The sequence below is a fragment of the Mycobacterium timonense genome, from assembly GCF_025821985.1.
Classification (GTDB): Bacteria; Actinomycetota; Actinomycetes; order Mycobacteriales; family Mycobacteriaceae; genus Mycobacterium; species Mycobacterium avium.
The window spans coordinates 117,296-133,676 of sequence record NZ_JACKSY010000104.1; the positions used below are offsets into that span (position 1 = coordinate 117,296).

Below are 16,381 nucleotides of genomic sequence, written 5' to 3' on the forward strand. Positions count from 1 at the left end.
TACACCCGAAGCGACCAGTCGCGCGGGCCTAGAAGAGGGTACAGCCTGGTTCGCAGCGGCACCAAACCACGCCGGATGCCGATCAGCCGCTTTCGGCGTTCCGCCGAGGCTGCCAGGCGCTGAGGTCGCTGAACTCGTCGTACTCGTCTTCGGATGCGACGGAATCGCCCTCGTGCAGCAGGGTCCGCAACGCGAGATTGACGGCCTCGCGGGCGTCGGCGAGATGGAAGCGGCGGATCGCCTCATCGACCAATTCGAGGTCGACCTCGATTTCAACCTTCTTCCTCATGCGACAACAATACCCACTGACCACCCGCCGAAGCCGTTGCTGGCAGGCCGTGTGCGGCAAAGTCCGGCCGGCCGAATCCGCAAGGGGTGGCGGGCCACCCGCGGCCGCGTCATAGTCTGGTCAGGTGTCCGACGACCGGCTGTACTTTCGCCAACTGCTCTCCGGTCGCGACTTCGCCGCCGGCGACATGTTCGCGACGCAGATGCGCAACTTCGCCTACCTGATCGGTGACCGGCAGACCGGGGACTGCGTGGTGGTCGACCCCGCCTACGCCGCCTCCGACCTGCTCGACACGCTCGAGGCCGACGGCATGCACCTGTCCGGCGTGCTGGTGACCCATCACCACCCCGACCACGTGGGCGGCTCGATGATGGGGTTCACGCTGGCGGGCCTGGCCGAACTGCTGGAGCGGGCGCCGGTGCCGGTGCACGTCAATAGCCATGAGGCGCTGTGGGTTTCGCGGGTCACCGGGATCAGCGCAAGCGACCTGACCGCCCACGAGAACCACGACAAGGTCAGCGTCGGCGACATCGAGATCGAGTTGCTGCACACCCCCGGTCACACGCCGGGCAGCCAGTGCTTCCTGCTGGACGGCCGGCTGGTCGCCGGGGACACGCTGTTCCTGGAGGGCTGCGGGCGCACCGACTTTCCCGGCGGCGACTCCGACGAGATGTACCGCAGCCTGCAGCGGCTGGCGAAGCTTCCCGGGGACCCGACGGTGTTTCCCGGGCACTGGTACTCGGCCGAGCCGAGCGCCTCGCTGTCGGAGGTGAAGCGGTCCAACTACGTCTACCGGGCCTCCGACCTTGACCAATGGCGGATGCTGATGGGCGGCTGAGCCGTCCGGTGATCGCTCGATCGTGATCACCCCGCGGCCGGCCCTGTGATATAAGCGGAGGGTGGATTCCATGGGTTGGATCCAGGACAGCTGGCATGGGGTCACGCACGTCGGGTCCAGCACCTGGATCGCGTGGGCAGCATGGGCGGCGATCGCGCTCGCCGTCATCACGCTGATCTTCACCAACAGCCAGATCGCCCGCAATCGCCGGGCGGCCGCCGAGCAGACCCGCCCGCACGTCGCGATGTTCATGGAGCCGCACCCGGCCGACTGGCACGTCATCGAACTGGTGGTCCGCAACTTCGGCCAGACCGCTGCCTACGACATCGAATTCTCCTTCGACAATCCGCCCACCGTGGCCGAATACGAGAGCGCCACCGACGGCTACGCCGACGTCGTCGAACTGCGGCTGCCCCGCCAGCTGCCGGTGCTGGCGCCCGGCCAGGAGTGGCGCACGGTGTGGGACTCCGCGCTGGACCGCGCCGAGATCGGCAGCGGCATCGAATCCCGCTTCACCGGCACGGTCACCTACTACGACCGGCCCGCGCCGGCCGGCGGCCGGCGGTTCTGGCAGCGGGAACGCACGCCGCTGCACACCGACGTCGTGCTGGACTGGGACGCCCTGCCGCCCGTGCAGCGCATCGAGTTGATGACCACCCACGACCTGGCCAAGCGGGAGAAGGAGAAGCTGGAGCTGCTGCGCGGGCTGCTCACCTACTTCCACTACGCCAGCAAGGAAACCCGTCCCGAGGTGTTCCGCAGCGAGATCGAACGGATCAACGCCGCGGTCCGGGAAACCCAAGACAGGTGGCGCAGCCGCCAACTCGACGAACCCACCGATGTCAGCCTGCGCTGGAGCAACGCCGAAGACGACCTGGGCAAGCACCACAGCCAGCCGGCGTGACGGCAAGGAGCAACTCATGAGCGGCCCGGTCCACTACAGCACCAAGGGCCCCGTCGCCGTCATCAGGATGGACGACGGCAAGGTCAACGCGCTGGGCCCGACCATGCAGCAGGCCCTGGGCGAGGCCATCGACCGGGCCGAGGCGGACAACGCCGGGGCGCTGGTGATCACCGGCAACGAGCGGGTGTTCAGCGGCGGCTTCGACCTGAAGATCCTCACGTCCGGCGAGGTGCAGCCCGCGGTCGACATGCTGCGCGGCGGGTTCGAGCTGGCCTATCGCCTGCTGTCGTATCCCAAGCCGGTGGTGATGGCCTGCACCGGGCACGCCATCGCGATGGGTGCGTTCCTGTTGTCGTCGGGCGATCACCGGGTGGCCGCGCACGCCTACAACATCCAGGCCAACGAGGTCGCGATCGGCATGGTCATCCCGTATGCCGCGATGGAGATCATGAAGCTGCGGCTCACGCCATCGGCCTACCAGCAGGCCAGCGGGCTGGCCAAAACGTTCTTCGGCGAAACCGCTTTGGCCGCAGGCTTTGTCGACGAGATCGTGCTGCCCGAGGTGGTGGTTGACCGCGCCGAGGAGGCCGCCGCCGAATTCGCCGAGCTGAACCAGCGCGCCCACGCCGCCACCAAGTTGCGGGCCCGCGCCGACGCGCTGGCGGCCATCCGCGCCGGGATCGACGGCATCGAAGCCGAATTCGGTCTGTAGGCCCGGAGCGTATTTCGGCGTTTCGGCCGCAACGACCGGGGAAGTCACCGGTGTGGCAACAGATCGCATCGCGAACCCGTGGGGGACGCGCACACCCTATGCGCCCGGCACCCGATGGCCGGAACGCGTCGACACCTATCTGGCCGACGGGGTCACCGCCGAGTCGGTGGACCGCTGGGTGCAATCGGCGGCGGTATTGCATTCCAACGGCGACGGTTTGGACATCGCCGTCAAGGACGGACGGATCGTGGGGGTGCGCGGGCGCGCCGTCGACCGGGTCAACCACGGCCGGCTCGATCCCAAGGATCTGTTCGGCTGGCAGGCCAACGCCTCCGCCGACCGGCTCACCACGCCGCTGCTCCGGGTGCGCGGCGCGTTGCGGCCGTGCGACTGGGACACCGCGATGGAGCGGATCGTCGCGCGCAGCCGCGAACTGCTGGACCGCCACGGCCCCAGCTCGATCGGCTTCTACACCTCCGGGCAGTTGTTCGCCGAGGAGTACTACACCCAGGCGGCCATCGCGCACGGGGCGATCGGCACCAACCACGTCGACGGCAACACCCGGCTGTGCACCGCGACGGCCGCCGAGGCGTTGAAGGAATCGTTCGGCTGCGACGGCCAGCCCGGGTCCTACACCGACGTGGACCACGCCGACGTCATCGCGCTGTTCGGGCACAACGTCGCCGAGACGCAGACCGTGCTGTGGGCGCGGATGCTGGACCGGCTGGCCGGCAGCGACCCGCCGGCCATCGTCTGCGTCGACCCCCGGCTGACGCCGGTCGCCCGGCACGCCACCGTGCACCTGGCGCCGCTGCCGGGCACCAACGTGGCGCTGATGAACGGCCTGCTGCACGAGATCATCGGCAACGGCTGGATCGATCGGGACTACATCGACGCGCACAGCGTGGGTTTCGACGAATTACAATGCAGGGTAAGCGAATTCACGCCCGAGTGGGTGGCCGAGATCTGCGGTGTGGCCGCCACGGACCTTCGGCGGGCCGCCCGGCTGATCGGCACCGCGCAGCGGCTACTGTCCACCGTGCTGCAGGGTTTCTACCAGTCGCACCAGGCCACCGCGGCGGCCGTGCAGGTCAACAACATTCACCTGGTGCGCGGCATGCTGGGCAGGCCCGGCTGCGGGGTGCTGCAGATGAACGGACAGCCGACCGCGGAGAATACCCGCGAGTGCGGCGCCGACGGCGACCTGGCCGGTTTCCGCAACTGGTCCAACGACTCCCACGTCGCCGAGTTGGCGGACCTGTGGAACCTCGAGCCGCTGCAGATCCCGCACTACGGTCCGCCCACGCACGCCATGCAGATGTTCCGCTTCGCCGAGGAGGGGACGCTGCGCATGCTGTGGGTGACCGCCACCAACCCCGCGGTGTCGCTGCCGGAGTTGCCGCGCATCCGCGACATCCTGTCGCAGCAGCGGCTGTTCCTCGTCGTCCAGGACATCTTCTTGACCGAGACCGCCGCGCTGGCCGACGTGGTGTTGCCGGCCGCGGCGTGGGCGGAGAAGACGGGCACCTTCACCAACGCCGACCGCACGGTGCACCTGTCCGAAAAGGCCGTGGAGCCACCGGGTTCCGCGCGTTCGGACTTGGAGATCTTCCTGGACTTCGCGCGCCGGATGGATTTCCGCGACAAGGACGGCCGTCCGTTTCCGCCGTGGACCGATCCGGAGTCGGCGTTCGAGGCGTGGAAGAAATGCAGCGCGGGCCGGCCGTGCGACTACACCGGCTTGAGCTACGCGAAGCTGCGGGGCGGCAGCGGCATCCAATGGCCGTGCAACACAGATCATCCCGACGGTACCGAGCGGCTGTATGAGGATGGGAGATTTCCGGCCGCGCCCGACTACTGCGAGGCGTACGGCAAGGACCTGATCACGGGCGCCCCGCTGCAGCCCGACGAGTACCGCTCGCTGAACCCGTCCGGCAAGGCCATCATCAAGGCGGCGCAATACCTGCCCCCGCACGAGCGGCCCGGCCCGGATTACCCGTTCGCGCTGATCACCGGCCGCACCGTCTACCACTTTCACACCCGCACGAAAACGGCTCGGGCCCAACAGCTTCAGGATGCCGCGCCCGAGGTGTGGGTGGAGGTCTCCGAACGCGACGCGCGCCGCCTGGGCATCGAGGCCGGCGATCTGGTGCACGTGAGCACTCCGCGCGGCCGAATCACCTGCGCCGCGCGCGTCGGCGGCATCCGCGACGGGGTGCTGTTCGTGCCCTTCCACTACGGCTACTGGGACCGGGATGGCGGGGATCATCAACGGGCCGGCAACGAACTCACGGTGACCGACTGGGACCCGGCGTCCAAGCAGCCGAGCTTCAAAACGGCCGCCGCCCGGCTCGACATGGCCCCGACCCACACGGCGGCGCCGGTGAGCGAGGCCGTCGCGGCCGGGAGCCCGTCATGAAACTGAGGCTGGCGATCCGCGAACTGCACCGCTCCGAACGCAAGCTGGCCCACCAACTGACCGTGATGGCCGCCCGGCACCACAGCGACCAGGACATCTGCCACCTGGCCCGCGACCTGGCCGGCTGGTCGCACCGGCACCTCGGCGAGCTCGCGCGGCACGGCCGCCACTACGGTCTGCGGCTGTCCGCCGATCCGCACACCGCTGCGCGCACCGGTGTCGTGCAGCAGCGGATCAGCGGTCTGCTGCGGCACCGGCCGGAACCCGGGCTGGTGCTGCTGGCCGACCTGCGCCGGATCCACCGGCTGGCCGCCGGCGTGTCGCTGGACTGGGAGCTGCTGGCCCAAGGTGCGCAGGCGGCCAAAGATGCCGAGCTGCTGGGCCTGGCGTCGCGCTGTCACCCCGAGACGCTGCGCCAGATGCGTTGGGCCAACGCGATGCTCAAGGAGCTTTCGCCGCAGGTGTTGATGAACTGAGAGGCGAACGCGGTGGCCGCTGCTCGCCGCCACCGCGTTGCTCGCCTCCTCGCCGCCAGTGTGGCACGTGCGCGCCGGGCCGTCACTTCACCCGCGCCCGCCCGGATACCGGAACCGGTCCAGGTAGGCCTGCCAATCCCAGGTCGACAGGAACGCCTGGGCGGCCGCGTAGCCGCTGTCGTACAGCTCCTCCAGGCGAGACCGGGGGACGTCGAAGTCGAGCACGCCGACGTTCGTCGATTCCACCGCGATGGCGCGGGCCGCGACCCACGGCTGGCTGAGATGGGTCTGGTCGTGGCCGGCCAGCATGGTGATCAGCAGGCTTTCCAACAGCGCCGTCTGCGGCAAGAAGCGCAGCGGTTTCAGGGCCGGCATCACCGCACCGATGCCCTCGGTGGGGCTTGGCATGACCGTGATCCCGAAGGTGGGCCAGCGCGGCGCCCGGCCGTCGGGACGGTCGAAGGTGTCGATCGGGAAATTCGACAACACCCCGCCGTCGACCAGGGTGCAGGCGGTCCCGTCGGCTCTGGCCAGCTTGACCGGCCGGTAGAAGAACGGGATGGCCATCGAGGCGCGCACCGCGTCGGCCACCGGCTGCTCGTCGGGGTCCAAGCCGTAGAGCCGCCGGTAGTCCCACGGCAGCCGCACCAGCTGGGCCGCGGTGACGTCGGCCACGGTGACCACCAGCCGGCGGCGGCGCTCGTCGGGCAGATCGTCGCCGTCGAAGACAAGGTCGCCGAAGGTGCTGACCCCGAAGTTCTTCAGCTCGCTGCGAATCCAGTCGTGCGCGACGTCGCCGCGGTACATGCTGGTGTCCCGCGCCAGCCCCCACGCCGCACCCAGATAGGGCACCGGCCCGGCGTCGCGCCATTTGTGCAGCGGGACGGAGAAGGCGAGTTCCTTGACCTGCGCGCCGGTCAGCTCGCCGGCGTGGCAGCCGGCCGCCAGGATCGCCGCCACCACCGAGCCGGCCGAGACCCCGGAGACCCTTTTGATCGAATAGCCGGCATCCATCAGCGCCACGATGGCACCCACCAGACCGATGAACTTGACGCCGCCGCCGGAGAGCACCAGGTCCACCGGCTTCGCCGGCTCCGTCTTGGGCGTCACCTACTGCTCCGATGAAACCCATTGGTAGGGAAGGAATTTCCCGTCGAAGGTGACCACCACCCGGTCTCCGGACGGGTGTGGTTTCTTCTGCAGATCGACACTGAAGTTGATCGCGCTCATGATGCCGTCGCCGAACTGCTCGGCGATCACCTCTTTGAGGGCGCCGCCGTAGACCTGCAGGGCTTCGTAGAAGCGGTAGATGGTGGGGTCGGTCGGCACGGCGGTGGGCAGGCCGCCGCGCATCGGCGGCGCCGCCAGCACCGGCACCGCCGACTCGTCGAGGCCCAGCTTGTCGACGAGGATCCGGCCCAGCTCGGCCGGTATCGGGTGCTGTCCGAGCAGCGCCGAGGTGGTCCACAGCAGCGGGCGGCCGATGGCGTCGGCCAGCTCCTGCCAGGTCAGCCCCTTGGCCAGCCGCGCGACGACGATCTGTTCGGTGAGTTGGTTTCTCGTCATGCGTCCCAGCATGCACGCCGCGTCGGGGGGTAGCCATCATCCGTTCCATGGCCGAGCCGGTTGACCCGCTGCTGTTCTGACTATTCGGGTTTCGTGGCGGTGACGATCCGCGTCGAAAACCAGGGGCCGCCGTACCACATCCGCCAGCCGAGGTTGCGCCGCCGCACGTTGCGCCAGCCCAGCTCACGCAGCCGGGCGGCGTGCTGACGCGTCTCCCACAGATCCGCGATGGCCAGCCGGCCACCCGGCCGCAGCACCCGCACCGCTTCGTCGAGCGCCTGGCGCCGGCCGGCGCGCGTCGGAATGTTGTGGATCGCGAGGTTGCTCACCACCACGTCGACGCTCTCGTCGGCCAGGGGCAGCGCGGTCATGTCGGCGGTGTGCAGCTCGACGCGGTCGGCGACGCCCTCGGCCGCCGCGTTGGCCAGCGTGGCCTGCTCGGAGTTGTCCGTCTGGTCCGCCTGCCACAGGTCGACGCCGATCGCCCGGCCCCGCGGCAACCGCTTGGCCGCGGCCAGCAACACCGCACCCCGACCGCAGCCCAGATCGAGCAGGGTTTCGTCGCCGGCGAGCCGCAGATCGCTCAGAATCCGGTCCCACACAACGAATTTCCCGGCCCGCGTCGCGTAGATGTACAACGCGGTGTTGGCCGCGATGCCGGCGCTCGACAGCGCGGCCAGCGCGGCCCTGCGCCGCTTGCCGCGCGCCCAGCTGATCCCGGCCCACACCGCCAGGCCGGCGGCCTGGGCGCCGATGCCTATCGCCTGCGCGCGTGCCGAGACCGTGTGAAAGGACCCGTCGACTCCGTATTCGCCCCGGTGGTCATGCACGCCTATCAGCTTACGACTCGACAAGGCGCCGAACGTTTTTCGGCTGCGCGCTCACCAACGGCCGCGGTGCACGACCTCGGTGAACGGCCGGCGGTTCGGCTTGCGGATCGGGGTGAGCGGGCGATCGGCGGGATAGCCCACCCCGAGTAGGAACGCCACCAGATGACCGTCGGGCACGCCGAGGATGGCGCGCGCCTTGTCCTGATCCCCCACCGACGAATGCCCGGTCCCGATGCCCAGGTCTGTGGCCGCAATCATCATCGCCATGGTGGCCTGGCCGACGTCGTAGTTGTCGGTGACCAGCCGGCGCTCGTCGGGCGGCTCGGGCACCACGATCGCGATCGCCGCCGGCGCCCCGGCGATGTGGCCGGCGCCCCGCCACACCGTGGACAGCTCCTGCAGCTGGGTCCGGTCGGTGACGATGACGAAGTCCCACGGCTGCCGGTTCTTCGCCGACGGCGCGCGCCAGCCGGCCTCCACGATGCGGTCCAGATCCTCCTCGGCAATCGCCCGCGGCTGGTACTCCCGCACATTGCGTCGCGCACAGATCGCGTCCCAAGCTTCCATGAAGCGTCCTTCCAGTGACTGTTCTCCCTGCTCAACCCGCGTAGGATGGCGTGAATTCCCGGATGGCGATGGCGCGGTCGCCCGCCGTCCGGCGCGACAAACGTGGGTAGACGGGTGCGGGCGCAGCCAAACACCCTGGCCCACAAATCAACACTCATCGCCCGGTTAGACGATGTGGAACCGGGGAAGCCGAGGTGAACCGACTCACCGGCCCGTTCGTGACAACCCCAATGGCCCCGAGTCAGAAAGGCGAGTAGCCGCCGTGGCAGAGAATCTGACACCGCACTTCGAAGAGGTACAGGCCCACTACGACTTGTCCGACGACTTCTTCCGGCTGTTCCTCGACCCCACCATGACCTACAGCTGCGCCTATTGGGATCGCAACCGCGACATCTCGCTGGAGGAGGCGCAGCTACGCAAGATCGACCTGTCACTGGGCAAGCTGGGGCTGCGGCCCGGGATGACGCTGCTCGACGTGGGCTGCGGCTGGGGCGCCACCATGCGCCGCGCCGTCGAGAACTACGACGTCAACGTCATCGGCCTGACCCTGTCCCGGCACCAGGCCGCCCACGTGCAGCAGCTGCTCGACGCGATGGACACCCCGCGCAGCAGGCGGGTGCTGCTGCACGGCTGGGAGGAGTTCGACGAGCCGGTCGACCGAATCGTCTCCATCGGCGCGTTCGAGCATTTCGGCTACGACCGCTACGACGACTTCTTCGCGACCGCCTACCGGGTACTGCCCGACGACGGGGTGATGCTGCTGCACACCATCACCATGCTGACCCCGGAGCAGATCGTGGAGCGCGGCCTGCCGCTCACCGAGGAGCAGACCAGCTTCAACGAATTCATCGCCACCGAGATCTTCCCCGGCGGGCAGCTGCCGGCCATCGAGGTCGTGGAGTTCCACTCCTCGAAGATGGGGTTCACCCTCAAACGCCGGCAGTCCCTGCAGCTGCACTACGCCCGCACGCTCGACCACTGGGCCGATGCGTTGCGCGCGCACCACAGCGAGGCCGTCGCGATCCAGTCCGAAGAGGTCTACCAGCGCTACATGAGGTATCTGACCGGCTGCGCCGACGCGTTCCGGGCCGGCTACATCGACGTCAACCAGTTCACGCTGGCCAAGTAACCCCCGCCCGTCGGTGCCCGGGTTTATCGTGACAGCGCAATGCCGCTTCACCTGCACCGTGCCGAGCGCACCGATCTGCTGGCCGACGGTCTCGGCGCGCTGTTGGCCAATCCACCGGCCGACCCGTTCGCCCTCGAGCTCGTCGTGGTGCCCGCGCGTGGGGTGGAGCGCTGGCTGAGTCAACGGCTGTCGCATGTGCTGGGCCGCGCCCGCGACGGGGACGGGGTCTGCGCCGGCGTGCAATTCCGCAGTCCCGGCTCGCTGATCGCCGAGATCACCGGCACGGCCGAGGACGATCCCTGGTCGCCGGACGCTCTGGCCTGGCCGCTGCTGGAGGCGATCGACTGTTCGCTGGACGAGCCGTGGTGCCGCACGCTGGCGACGCACCTGGGCCACTTCCACAGCGGCGCCGAGGCCGAGCCGCGCCGCACCCGCCGCTACGAGGCGGCGCGCCGGCTGGCCGGGCTGTTCGCCGGCTACGCCCGGCAACGGCCGCGGCTGCTGGTCGACTGGCTCGACGGCGACCCGGGCGATCTGGACGAGGACCTGCGCTGGCAACCGCCGCTGTGGCGGGCGCTGGTGGCCCGGGTGGCCGCCGATCCACCGCACGTTCGGCACGCCGAAACCATCGCCCGGCTGCGGCGGGCGCCCAGCGACCTGCCGCAGCGGCTGTCGCTGTTCGGGCACACCCGGTTGGCGTGCACCGACGTGGAGCTCCTGGACGCGCTGGCCACCCACCACGACCTGCACCTGTGGCTGCCGCACCCGAGCGACCGGTTGTGGCGCGCGCTGGCCGGCACGAACGGCGTGATCCCCCGGCGCGACGACACCAGCCACCGCGCCGTCGCCCACCCGCTGCTGGCCACGCTGGGACGGGATCTGCGCGAACTGCAGCGCGGCCTGCCGGCGGATCCGCGGACCGACGAGTACCTCGCCGGCGACGCCCGCCCCGACACGCTGCTGGGCTGGCTGCAGTCCGACATCGCCGCCAATGCCATTCGCCCGGTTGGCCGCTCGCTGGCCGCCGGGGACCGCTCGGTGCAGATCCACAACTGCCACGGGCCGGCCCGCCAGGTCGACGTGCTGCGCGAGGTGCTGCTGGGCCTGCTCGCCGACGACCCGACGCTGCAGCCGCGCGACATCCTGGTGATGTGCCCCGACATCGAAAGCTACGCGCCGCTGATCATGGCCGACTTCGGCCTCGGCGACGTGGTGCACGGCGCGCACCCCGCCCACCAGCTGCGGGTGCGGCTGGCGGACCGTTCCCTGATCCAGACCAACCCGCTGCTTGGGGTGGCCGCGCAGCTGCTGGCCCTGGCCGGCGGCCGGGTGCGGGCCAGCGAGGTGCTCAACCTGGCCCAGACGCCGGCGGTGCGCGCCCGGTTCGGCTTCACCGACGACGATCTGGAGGCCATCACCGGATGGGTCCGCCAGGCCAACATCCGCTGGGGGCTGGACCGGCAGCATCGGCGGCCCTACCACGTCGATTTCGTGCACAACACCTGGCGTTTCGGCATCGACCGGATACTGGCCGGCGTCGCGATGTCCGACGACTCGAACGCATGGATCGACGCGACGCTGCCGCTCGACGACGTCAGCAGCAATCGTGTCCAATTGGCCGGCCAGCTCGCGGAATTCGTCGCCCGGCTGCAGCACGTCCTGGACTCGCTCACCGGTGCCCGGCCGCTGACCGAATGGCTCACCGCCGTCGCCGACGGCATCGCCCTGCTGACCCGGGTGCGCGATGCCGACGAATGGCAGAGCGGTCAGCTGCAGCGCGAGTTCGCCGCGGTGTCCGCGCAGGCCGGATCCCGCGCCGACACCGTGCTGCGGCTGCCCGACGTCCGCGCGCTGCTGACCCGGCACCTGTCCGGACGCCCGACCCGCGCGAATTTCCGCACCGGCACGCTGACGGTGTGCACCATGGTGCCGATGCGTTCGGTACCGCACCGGGTGGTGTGCCTGGTCGGTCTGGACGACGGGCTGTTCCCGCGGCTCGGTGTCGTCGACGGTGACGACGCACTGTCGCGCTGCCCGATGACCGGGGAGCGCGACATCCGTTCCGAGGACCGGCAATTGCTGCTCGACGCGATCGGCGCGGCCACCGAGAAGCTGGTGATCACCTACACCGGCGCCAACGAGTATTCGGGTCAGCCGCGCCCGCCGGCGGTGCCGCTGGCCGAACTGCTGGACACCCTCGACATAACCACCGCCGAGCCGGTGCGCGACCGCATCGTCGTGCGACATCCGTTGCAGCCGTTCGACATTCGCAACGTCATCCCCGACGAGCTGGTGCCCGGGGTGCCGTTCAGTTTCGACCCCACCGTGCTGCGCGCGGCGCGCGCGGCCACCGGCGAACACTGCGAGCCACCGAAGTTCATCTCCGCGCCGCTGCCGCCCCCGCCGCCCGCTGACGTAATCCTGGCCGATTTGGTCGGCTTCTTCAAAGACCCGGTGCAGGGGTTCTTCCGGGCCCTGCAGTTCACGCTGCCCCACGACGTCGACGGAGTGCAGGACGCGATGCCGGTGGACATCGACGCCCTGCAGGAGTGGACGGTCGGCGATCGGATGCTGCGCGACATGCTGCGCGGGATGACCCCGGAGGACGCGCGGCAGGCCGAGTGGCGCCGCGGCACCCTGCCGCCGGGACAGCTGGGCTGGCGCAGGGTGACCGAGATCCGCGACCAGGCAGCCCGATTGGCGCGGGAGGCGCACCAGCACCGGGCCGAGCAGCCGGGCGGCGCCCACGACGTCGACATCGATCTGGGCCGCGGGCGCCGGCTCACCGGCACGGTGACCCCGGTCTACGGCAACCGCCTGGTCGCGGTGACCTATTCGCGGCTGGACGGCAGGCATCTGCTCGAGTCGTGGATTCCGTTGCTGGCGTTGGCCGCTCACGATCGCGGCCGCGACTGGTCGGCGGTGTGCATCGGGCGGATGCGCCGGGGCACCGGCATCCGGGTGCAGCGGCTCGGGTCGCCGGACGACGATCCCGTCGAGCTGCTGCACGAGCTGGTGAGCATTTACGACGCCGGGCGGCGCGAGCCGATTCCGTTGCCGCTCAAGACCTCCTACGCGTGGGCGGCCGCCCGCTACGGCGGCGACGACCCGGTGGCCGAGGCCCGCTACCGGTGGAAGTCCAGCGACCGCTACCCAGGGGAGGACCAGGCGCCGGCGCATGTGCGGGCCTGGGGACGCGGTGCGCCGCTGGACGACCTGATGCAGCCGGTACGCCCGGGCGAGGAGTGCGACGGCGAGGACAACCGGCTCGGCGCCTACGCGGCCCGGCTGTGGCTGCCGATGTTGCGGGCCGAGCGGACGACGGCGTGATGGAACGCTTCGACCTGTTGGGCGCATTGCCGGCCGCGCGCTCCACCACGGTGCTCGAGGCCAGCGCGGGCACCGGAAAGACGTTCGCGTTGGCCGGGCTGGTGACCCGCTATCTCGCCGACGGCGCCGCGACCCTGGACCAGATGTTGCTGATCACCTTCGGCCGGGCCGCCAGCCAGGAGCTGCGGGAACGGGTGCGCTGTCAAATCGTCGACGCGGTAGCCGCTTTCGCCGACCCGTCGCGGGCGGGCGACAACGAGCTGGTGGCCTACCTGTTGGACGGCACCGAGGACCGGCTCGCCGCGCGGCGGCAACGCCTGCGCGACGGGCTGGCCGGCTTCGACGCGGCGACGATCGCCACCACGCATCAGTTCTGCCAGCTGGTGTTGCGCTCGCTCGGGGTGGCCGGCGACACCGCCGCCGGGGTGACCTTGCTGGACAGCCTCGACGAGCTGGTGGCCGAGATCGTCGATGACCTGTATCTGGCGCATTTCGGGCAGGACCACGACGACCCGGTGCTGCACTATCGGGAGGCGCTGCGGTTGGCCCGCGACGTGGTCAACAACCCGTCAGCGCAGCTGCGGCCGCTGCACCCCGAGCCCGGTTCGCGAGCGGCGGTCAGCCTGCGCTTCGCCAATGACGTTCTGGCCGAACTGGATACGCGCAAACGCCGGCTCGGCGTGCTGGGCTACGACGATCTGCTGACCCGGCTGGCCGACGCGCTGGCCACCGAGCACTCCCCCGCCCGGCTGCGCATGCACCAGCGTTGGCCGATCGTGATGGTCGACGAGTTCCAGGACACCGACCCGGTGCAGTGGCAGGTGATCGACCGCGCGTTCAGCGGCCGTTCGACGCTGATTCTCATCGGCGACCCCAAGCAGGCGATCTACGCGTTTCGCGGCGGTGACATCGTCACCTACCTGCGGGCGGCCGAGACCGCGGGGCAGAAAAAGACGCTGGACACCAACTGGCGCAGCGATTCCGCGCTGCTGCAGCGGCTGCAGGTGGTGCTGCGCGGCGCGCAGCTCGGTGACCCCGCGATCGTGGTGAACGACGTCGCGGCGCACCACCGGGGTCACCGGCTGTCCGGGGCACCGCGCAACGACCCGTTCCGGCTGCGGGTGGTGTCACGAAACACGTTGGGACGTCGCGGTATTGCCAATCTTCCCATCGACGAGCTGCGACAGCACATCGGCGCCGATCTCGCCGCCGACATCCGTGCGCTGCTGGCCGCCGGCGCCACCTTCGACGGGAAACCGGTGCGGGCGGGCGACATCGCGGTCATCGTGGAACGGCACCGGGACGCCCAGGCCTGTTTCACCGCGCTGTGCGACGCCGGCGTTCCCGCCGTCTACACCGGCAACTCCGACGTGTTCACCTCGCAGGCGGCCGAGGATTGGCTGTGCCTGCTGGAGGCGTTCGATCAGCCGCACCGGCCCGGCGTGGTGCGCGCGGCGGCGGCGACGATGTTCTTCGGCGAGACCGCCGAGACGTTGGCGGCCGGCGGTGACGCGCTGACCGACCGGATCGCCCAGACCTTGCGGGAGTGGGCCGGTCACGCCCGCGAACGCGGCGTCGCCGCCATCTTCGAGGCCGCCCAGCTGCTGGGGATGGGCAATCGGGTGCTCGGCTGGCAGGGCGGGGCGCGGCACATGACGGACCTGGCGCATCTCACCCAGCTGCTTGGCGAGGTGGCCCATTGCGAACACCACAACCTGCCCGCGCTGCGCGACTGGCTGCGCCGGCAGCGCGACGAGCGAAGCGGCGCGCCGGAACGCAACCGCCGGTTGGACAGCGACGCCGCCGCCGTCCAGATCATGACCGTCTTCGTCAGCAAGGGGCTGCAGTACCCGATCGTGTACCTGCCGTTCGCCTTCCACCGCAACACCACCGACAGCGACGTGGTGCTGTTCCACGACGAGGACGGCACCCGCTGCCTGCACGTCGGCGGCAAGGACAGCCCCGACTTCAAAACCGTTGAGCGGCTTGGCCGTAAGGAGGATGCCAGCGACGACAGCCGGCTGACGTACGTCGCGTTGACCCGAGCGCAGGCCCAGGTGGTGGCGTGGTGGTCACCGGCCTACCACGAGCCCAACGGCGGCCTGTCCCGGCTGCTGCGGGGCCGCCGGCCCGGCGAGCCGGTGGTGCCGGACCGCTGCGAGCCGGCGAAGATCTCCGACGAGGATGCCCTGGCTCGGCTGCGCGAGTGGGAGGCGGCCGGCGGCCCGGTCATCGAGGAGGCGGTGCCGGCGCCGGCGCCGCCGCTGCCCGGTGTGCCGGTGCCGGCACGGCTGGAGAACCGCCACTTCCACCGCGGCATCGACACCGGTTGGCGGCGCACCTCCTATTCCGGCCTGATCCGGCAGGCCCAGCCCAGCGGGGTGGGCAGCGAACCCGAGGCCGCCGGGCTCGACGACGAGGTCGGCGACATTCTTCTGGCCCCGGCGACATCCGTCGGCGATGTTGCCTCGCCGATGGCGGACCTTCCGGCGGGCGCCACCTTCGGCACCCTGGTGCACGCCGTGCTGCAGACGGCCGACCCGTTCGCCCCCGACCTGGCCGCCGAGCTGACCGCCCGGATCCGGGAGCACTCGGTGTGGTGGCCGGTGGCCGCGACCCCCGAAGACATGGCCGCGGCGATGGTGCCGATGCACGACACACCGCTGGGCCCGCTGGCCGGCGGCCTGACGCTGCGCCGGATCGGGTTGTCGGATCGCCTGTGCGAGCTGGACTTCGAGCTGCCGCTGGCTGGCGGCGATCGGCGCTCGGCCCCGCCGGAGGTTCGGCTGGCCGATCTGGCGCCGCTGTTGCGCGCGCATCTGCCGGCCGACGATGTGCTGGCCTGCTACGCCGACCGGCTGACGGACCGCTCCCTCGGCGCGGAGTCGCTGCGCGGATACCTGACCGGCTCGATCGACGCCGTGCTGCGGATCCCGGACGGGGCCGGGCACCGCTACCTGGTGGTGGACTACAAGACCAACCGGCTCGGTGATGCGCAGCACCCGCTGACCGCCGCCGATTACGACCGGCCCCGGATGGTGGAGGCGATGTTGCACTCGGATTATCCGCTGCAGGCGCTGCTGTACAGCGCTGTGCTGCACCGGTTCCTGCGCTGGCGGCTGGCCGGCTACGATCCGGACCGCCATCTCGGCGGCATCCTCTATTTGTTCGTGCGGGGCATGTGCGGCCCCGACACGCCGGTGCGCGACGGTCACCCGTCGGGCGTCTTCGATTGGCGACCGCCGTCGTCGTTGATCGCGGCGCTGTCCGACCTGCTGGATGCCCAGGGGGTGGCGGTGTGACGGCGGACGTGTTGCCGGA

13 protein-coding genes are annotated in these 16,381 nt (G+C 70.3%); 8 read left to right on the plus strand and 5 right to left on the minus strand.

Annotated features, from left to right (window positions below):
• Window positions 1–82 precede the first annotated feature (82 nt).
• Window positions 83–289: a type II toxin-antitoxin system VapB family antitoxin gene (locus tag H7I87_RS23090; protein WP_003873576.1), complete on the minus strand. Its 207-nt coding sequence runs from the start codon at window positions 287–289 to the stop codon at window positions 83–85.
• A gap of 124 nt (window positions 290–413) precedes the next feature.
• Here H7I87_RS23090 and H7I87_RS23095 point away from each other — a divergent pair, with 124 nt between their 5' ends.
• From H7I87_RS23095 to H7I87_RS23115, 5 genes are all read left to right on the plus strand, one after another.
• Window positions 414–1,127, plus strand: coding sequence for an MBL fold metallo-hydrolase (locus tag H7I87_RS23095; RefSeq protein WP_009979155.1), 714 nt, complete (start codon window positions 414–416; stop codon window positions 1,125–1,127).
• A 70-nt stretch (window positions 1,128–1,197) separates the two neighbouring features.
• Window positions 1,198–2,031 carry a DUF8453 domain-containing protein gene (locus tag H7I87_RS23100; RefSeq protein WP_003873578.1) on the plus strand — a complete coding sequence of 278 codons (834 nt, stop codon included), beginning with the start codon at window positions 1,198–1,200 and terminating at the stop codon, window positions 2,029–2,031.
• Window positions 2,032–2,047: 16 nt separating this feature from the next.
• Window positions 2,048–2,743, plus strand: a complete 696-nt coding sequence (locus H7I87_RS23105; RefSeq protein ID WP_019732798.1) for a crotonase/enoyl-CoA hydratase family protein — start codon at window positions 2,048–2,050, stop codon at window positions 2,741–2,743.
• A 52-nt stretch (window positions 2,744–2,795) separates the two neighbouring features.
• Window positions 2,796–5,162, plus strand: coding sequence for a molybdopterin oxidoreductase family protein (locus H7I87_RS23110; protein ID WP_023862218.1), 2,367 nt, complete (start codon window positions 2,796–2,798; stop codon window positions 5,160–5,162).
• Window positions 5,159–5,638, plus strand: a complete 480-nt coding sequence (locus H7I87_RS23115; RefSeq protein WP_009979159.1) for a hypothetical protein — start codon at window positions 5,159–5,161, stop codon at window positions 5,636–5,638. The genes H7I87_RS23110 and H7I87_RS23115 overlap by 4 nt, the downstream gene beginning before the upstream one ends.
• Window positions 5,639–5,725: 87 nt before the next feature.
• Here H7I87_RS23115 and H7I87_RS23120 read toward each other — a convergent pair whose 3' ends face one another.
• The 4 genes from H7I87_RS23120 to H7I87_RS23135 form a co-directional block, all read right to left on the minus strand.
• Window positions 5,726–6,748, minus strand: coding sequence for a patatin-like phospholipase family protein (locus H7I87_RS23120; protein ID WP_019732801.1), 1,023 nt, complete (start codon window positions 6,746–6,748; stop codon window positions 5,726–5,728).
• Window positions 6,749–7,204: a cyanase gene (cynS, locus tag H7I87_RS23125; protein ID WP_003879402.1), complete on the minus strand. Its 456-nt coding sequence runs from the start codon at window positions 7,202–7,204 to the stop codon at window positions 6,749–6,751. It abuts the gene before it with no gap.
• Window positions 7,205–7,284: 80 nt separating this feature from the next.
• On the minus strand, window positions 7,285–8,034 hold the full coding sequence (locus H7I87_RS23130; RefSeq protein WP_031348248.1) for a class I SAM-dependent methyltransferase: 750 nt from the start codon (window positions 8,032–8,034) through the stop codon (window positions 7,285–7,287).
• 51 nt (window positions 8,035–8,085) lie between these two features.
• Complete coding sequence (locus H7I87_RS23135; RefSeq protein WP_023862216.1) at window positions 8,086–8,601, minus strand: nitroreductase family protein; 516 nt, start codon at window positions 8,599–8,601, stop codon at window positions 8,086–8,088.
• A 262-nt stretch (window positions 8,602–8,863) separates the two neighbouring features.
• On the opposite strand from H7I87_RS23135, the gene H7I87_RS23140 reads away from it, so the two are divergent.
• The 3 genes from H7I87_RS23140 to recB are packed head-to-tail and all read left to right on the plus strand — an operon-like array spanning window position 8,864 to window position 16,362.
• Window positions 8,864–9,730 (plus strand): cyclopropane mycolic acid synthase family methyltransferase, encoded by an 867-nt coding sequence (locus tag H7I87_RS23140; protein ID WP_003879399.1) that lies wholly within the window; start codon window positions 8,864–8,866, stop codon window positions 9,728–9,730.
• 39 nt (window positions 9,731–9,769) lie between these two features.
• Entirely contained in the window at window positions 9,770–13,060 is a 3,291-nt protein-coding gene (gene recC, locus H7I87_RS23145; RefSeq protein WP_023862215.1) for an exodeoxyribonuclease V subunit gamma, read from the plus strand.
• The gene (recB, locus tag H7I87_RS23150; RefSeq protein WP_011726111.1) at window positions 13,060–16,362 is read left to right on the plus strand and encodes an exodeoxyribonuclease V subunit beta; all 3,303 of its coding nucleotides are present in this window, start codon (window positions 13,060–13,062) and stop codon (window positions 16,360–16,362) included. The genes recC and recB overlap by 1 nt, the downstream gene beginning before the upstream one ends.
• The last annotated feature ends 19 nt before the right edge of the window (window positions 16,363–16,381 follow it).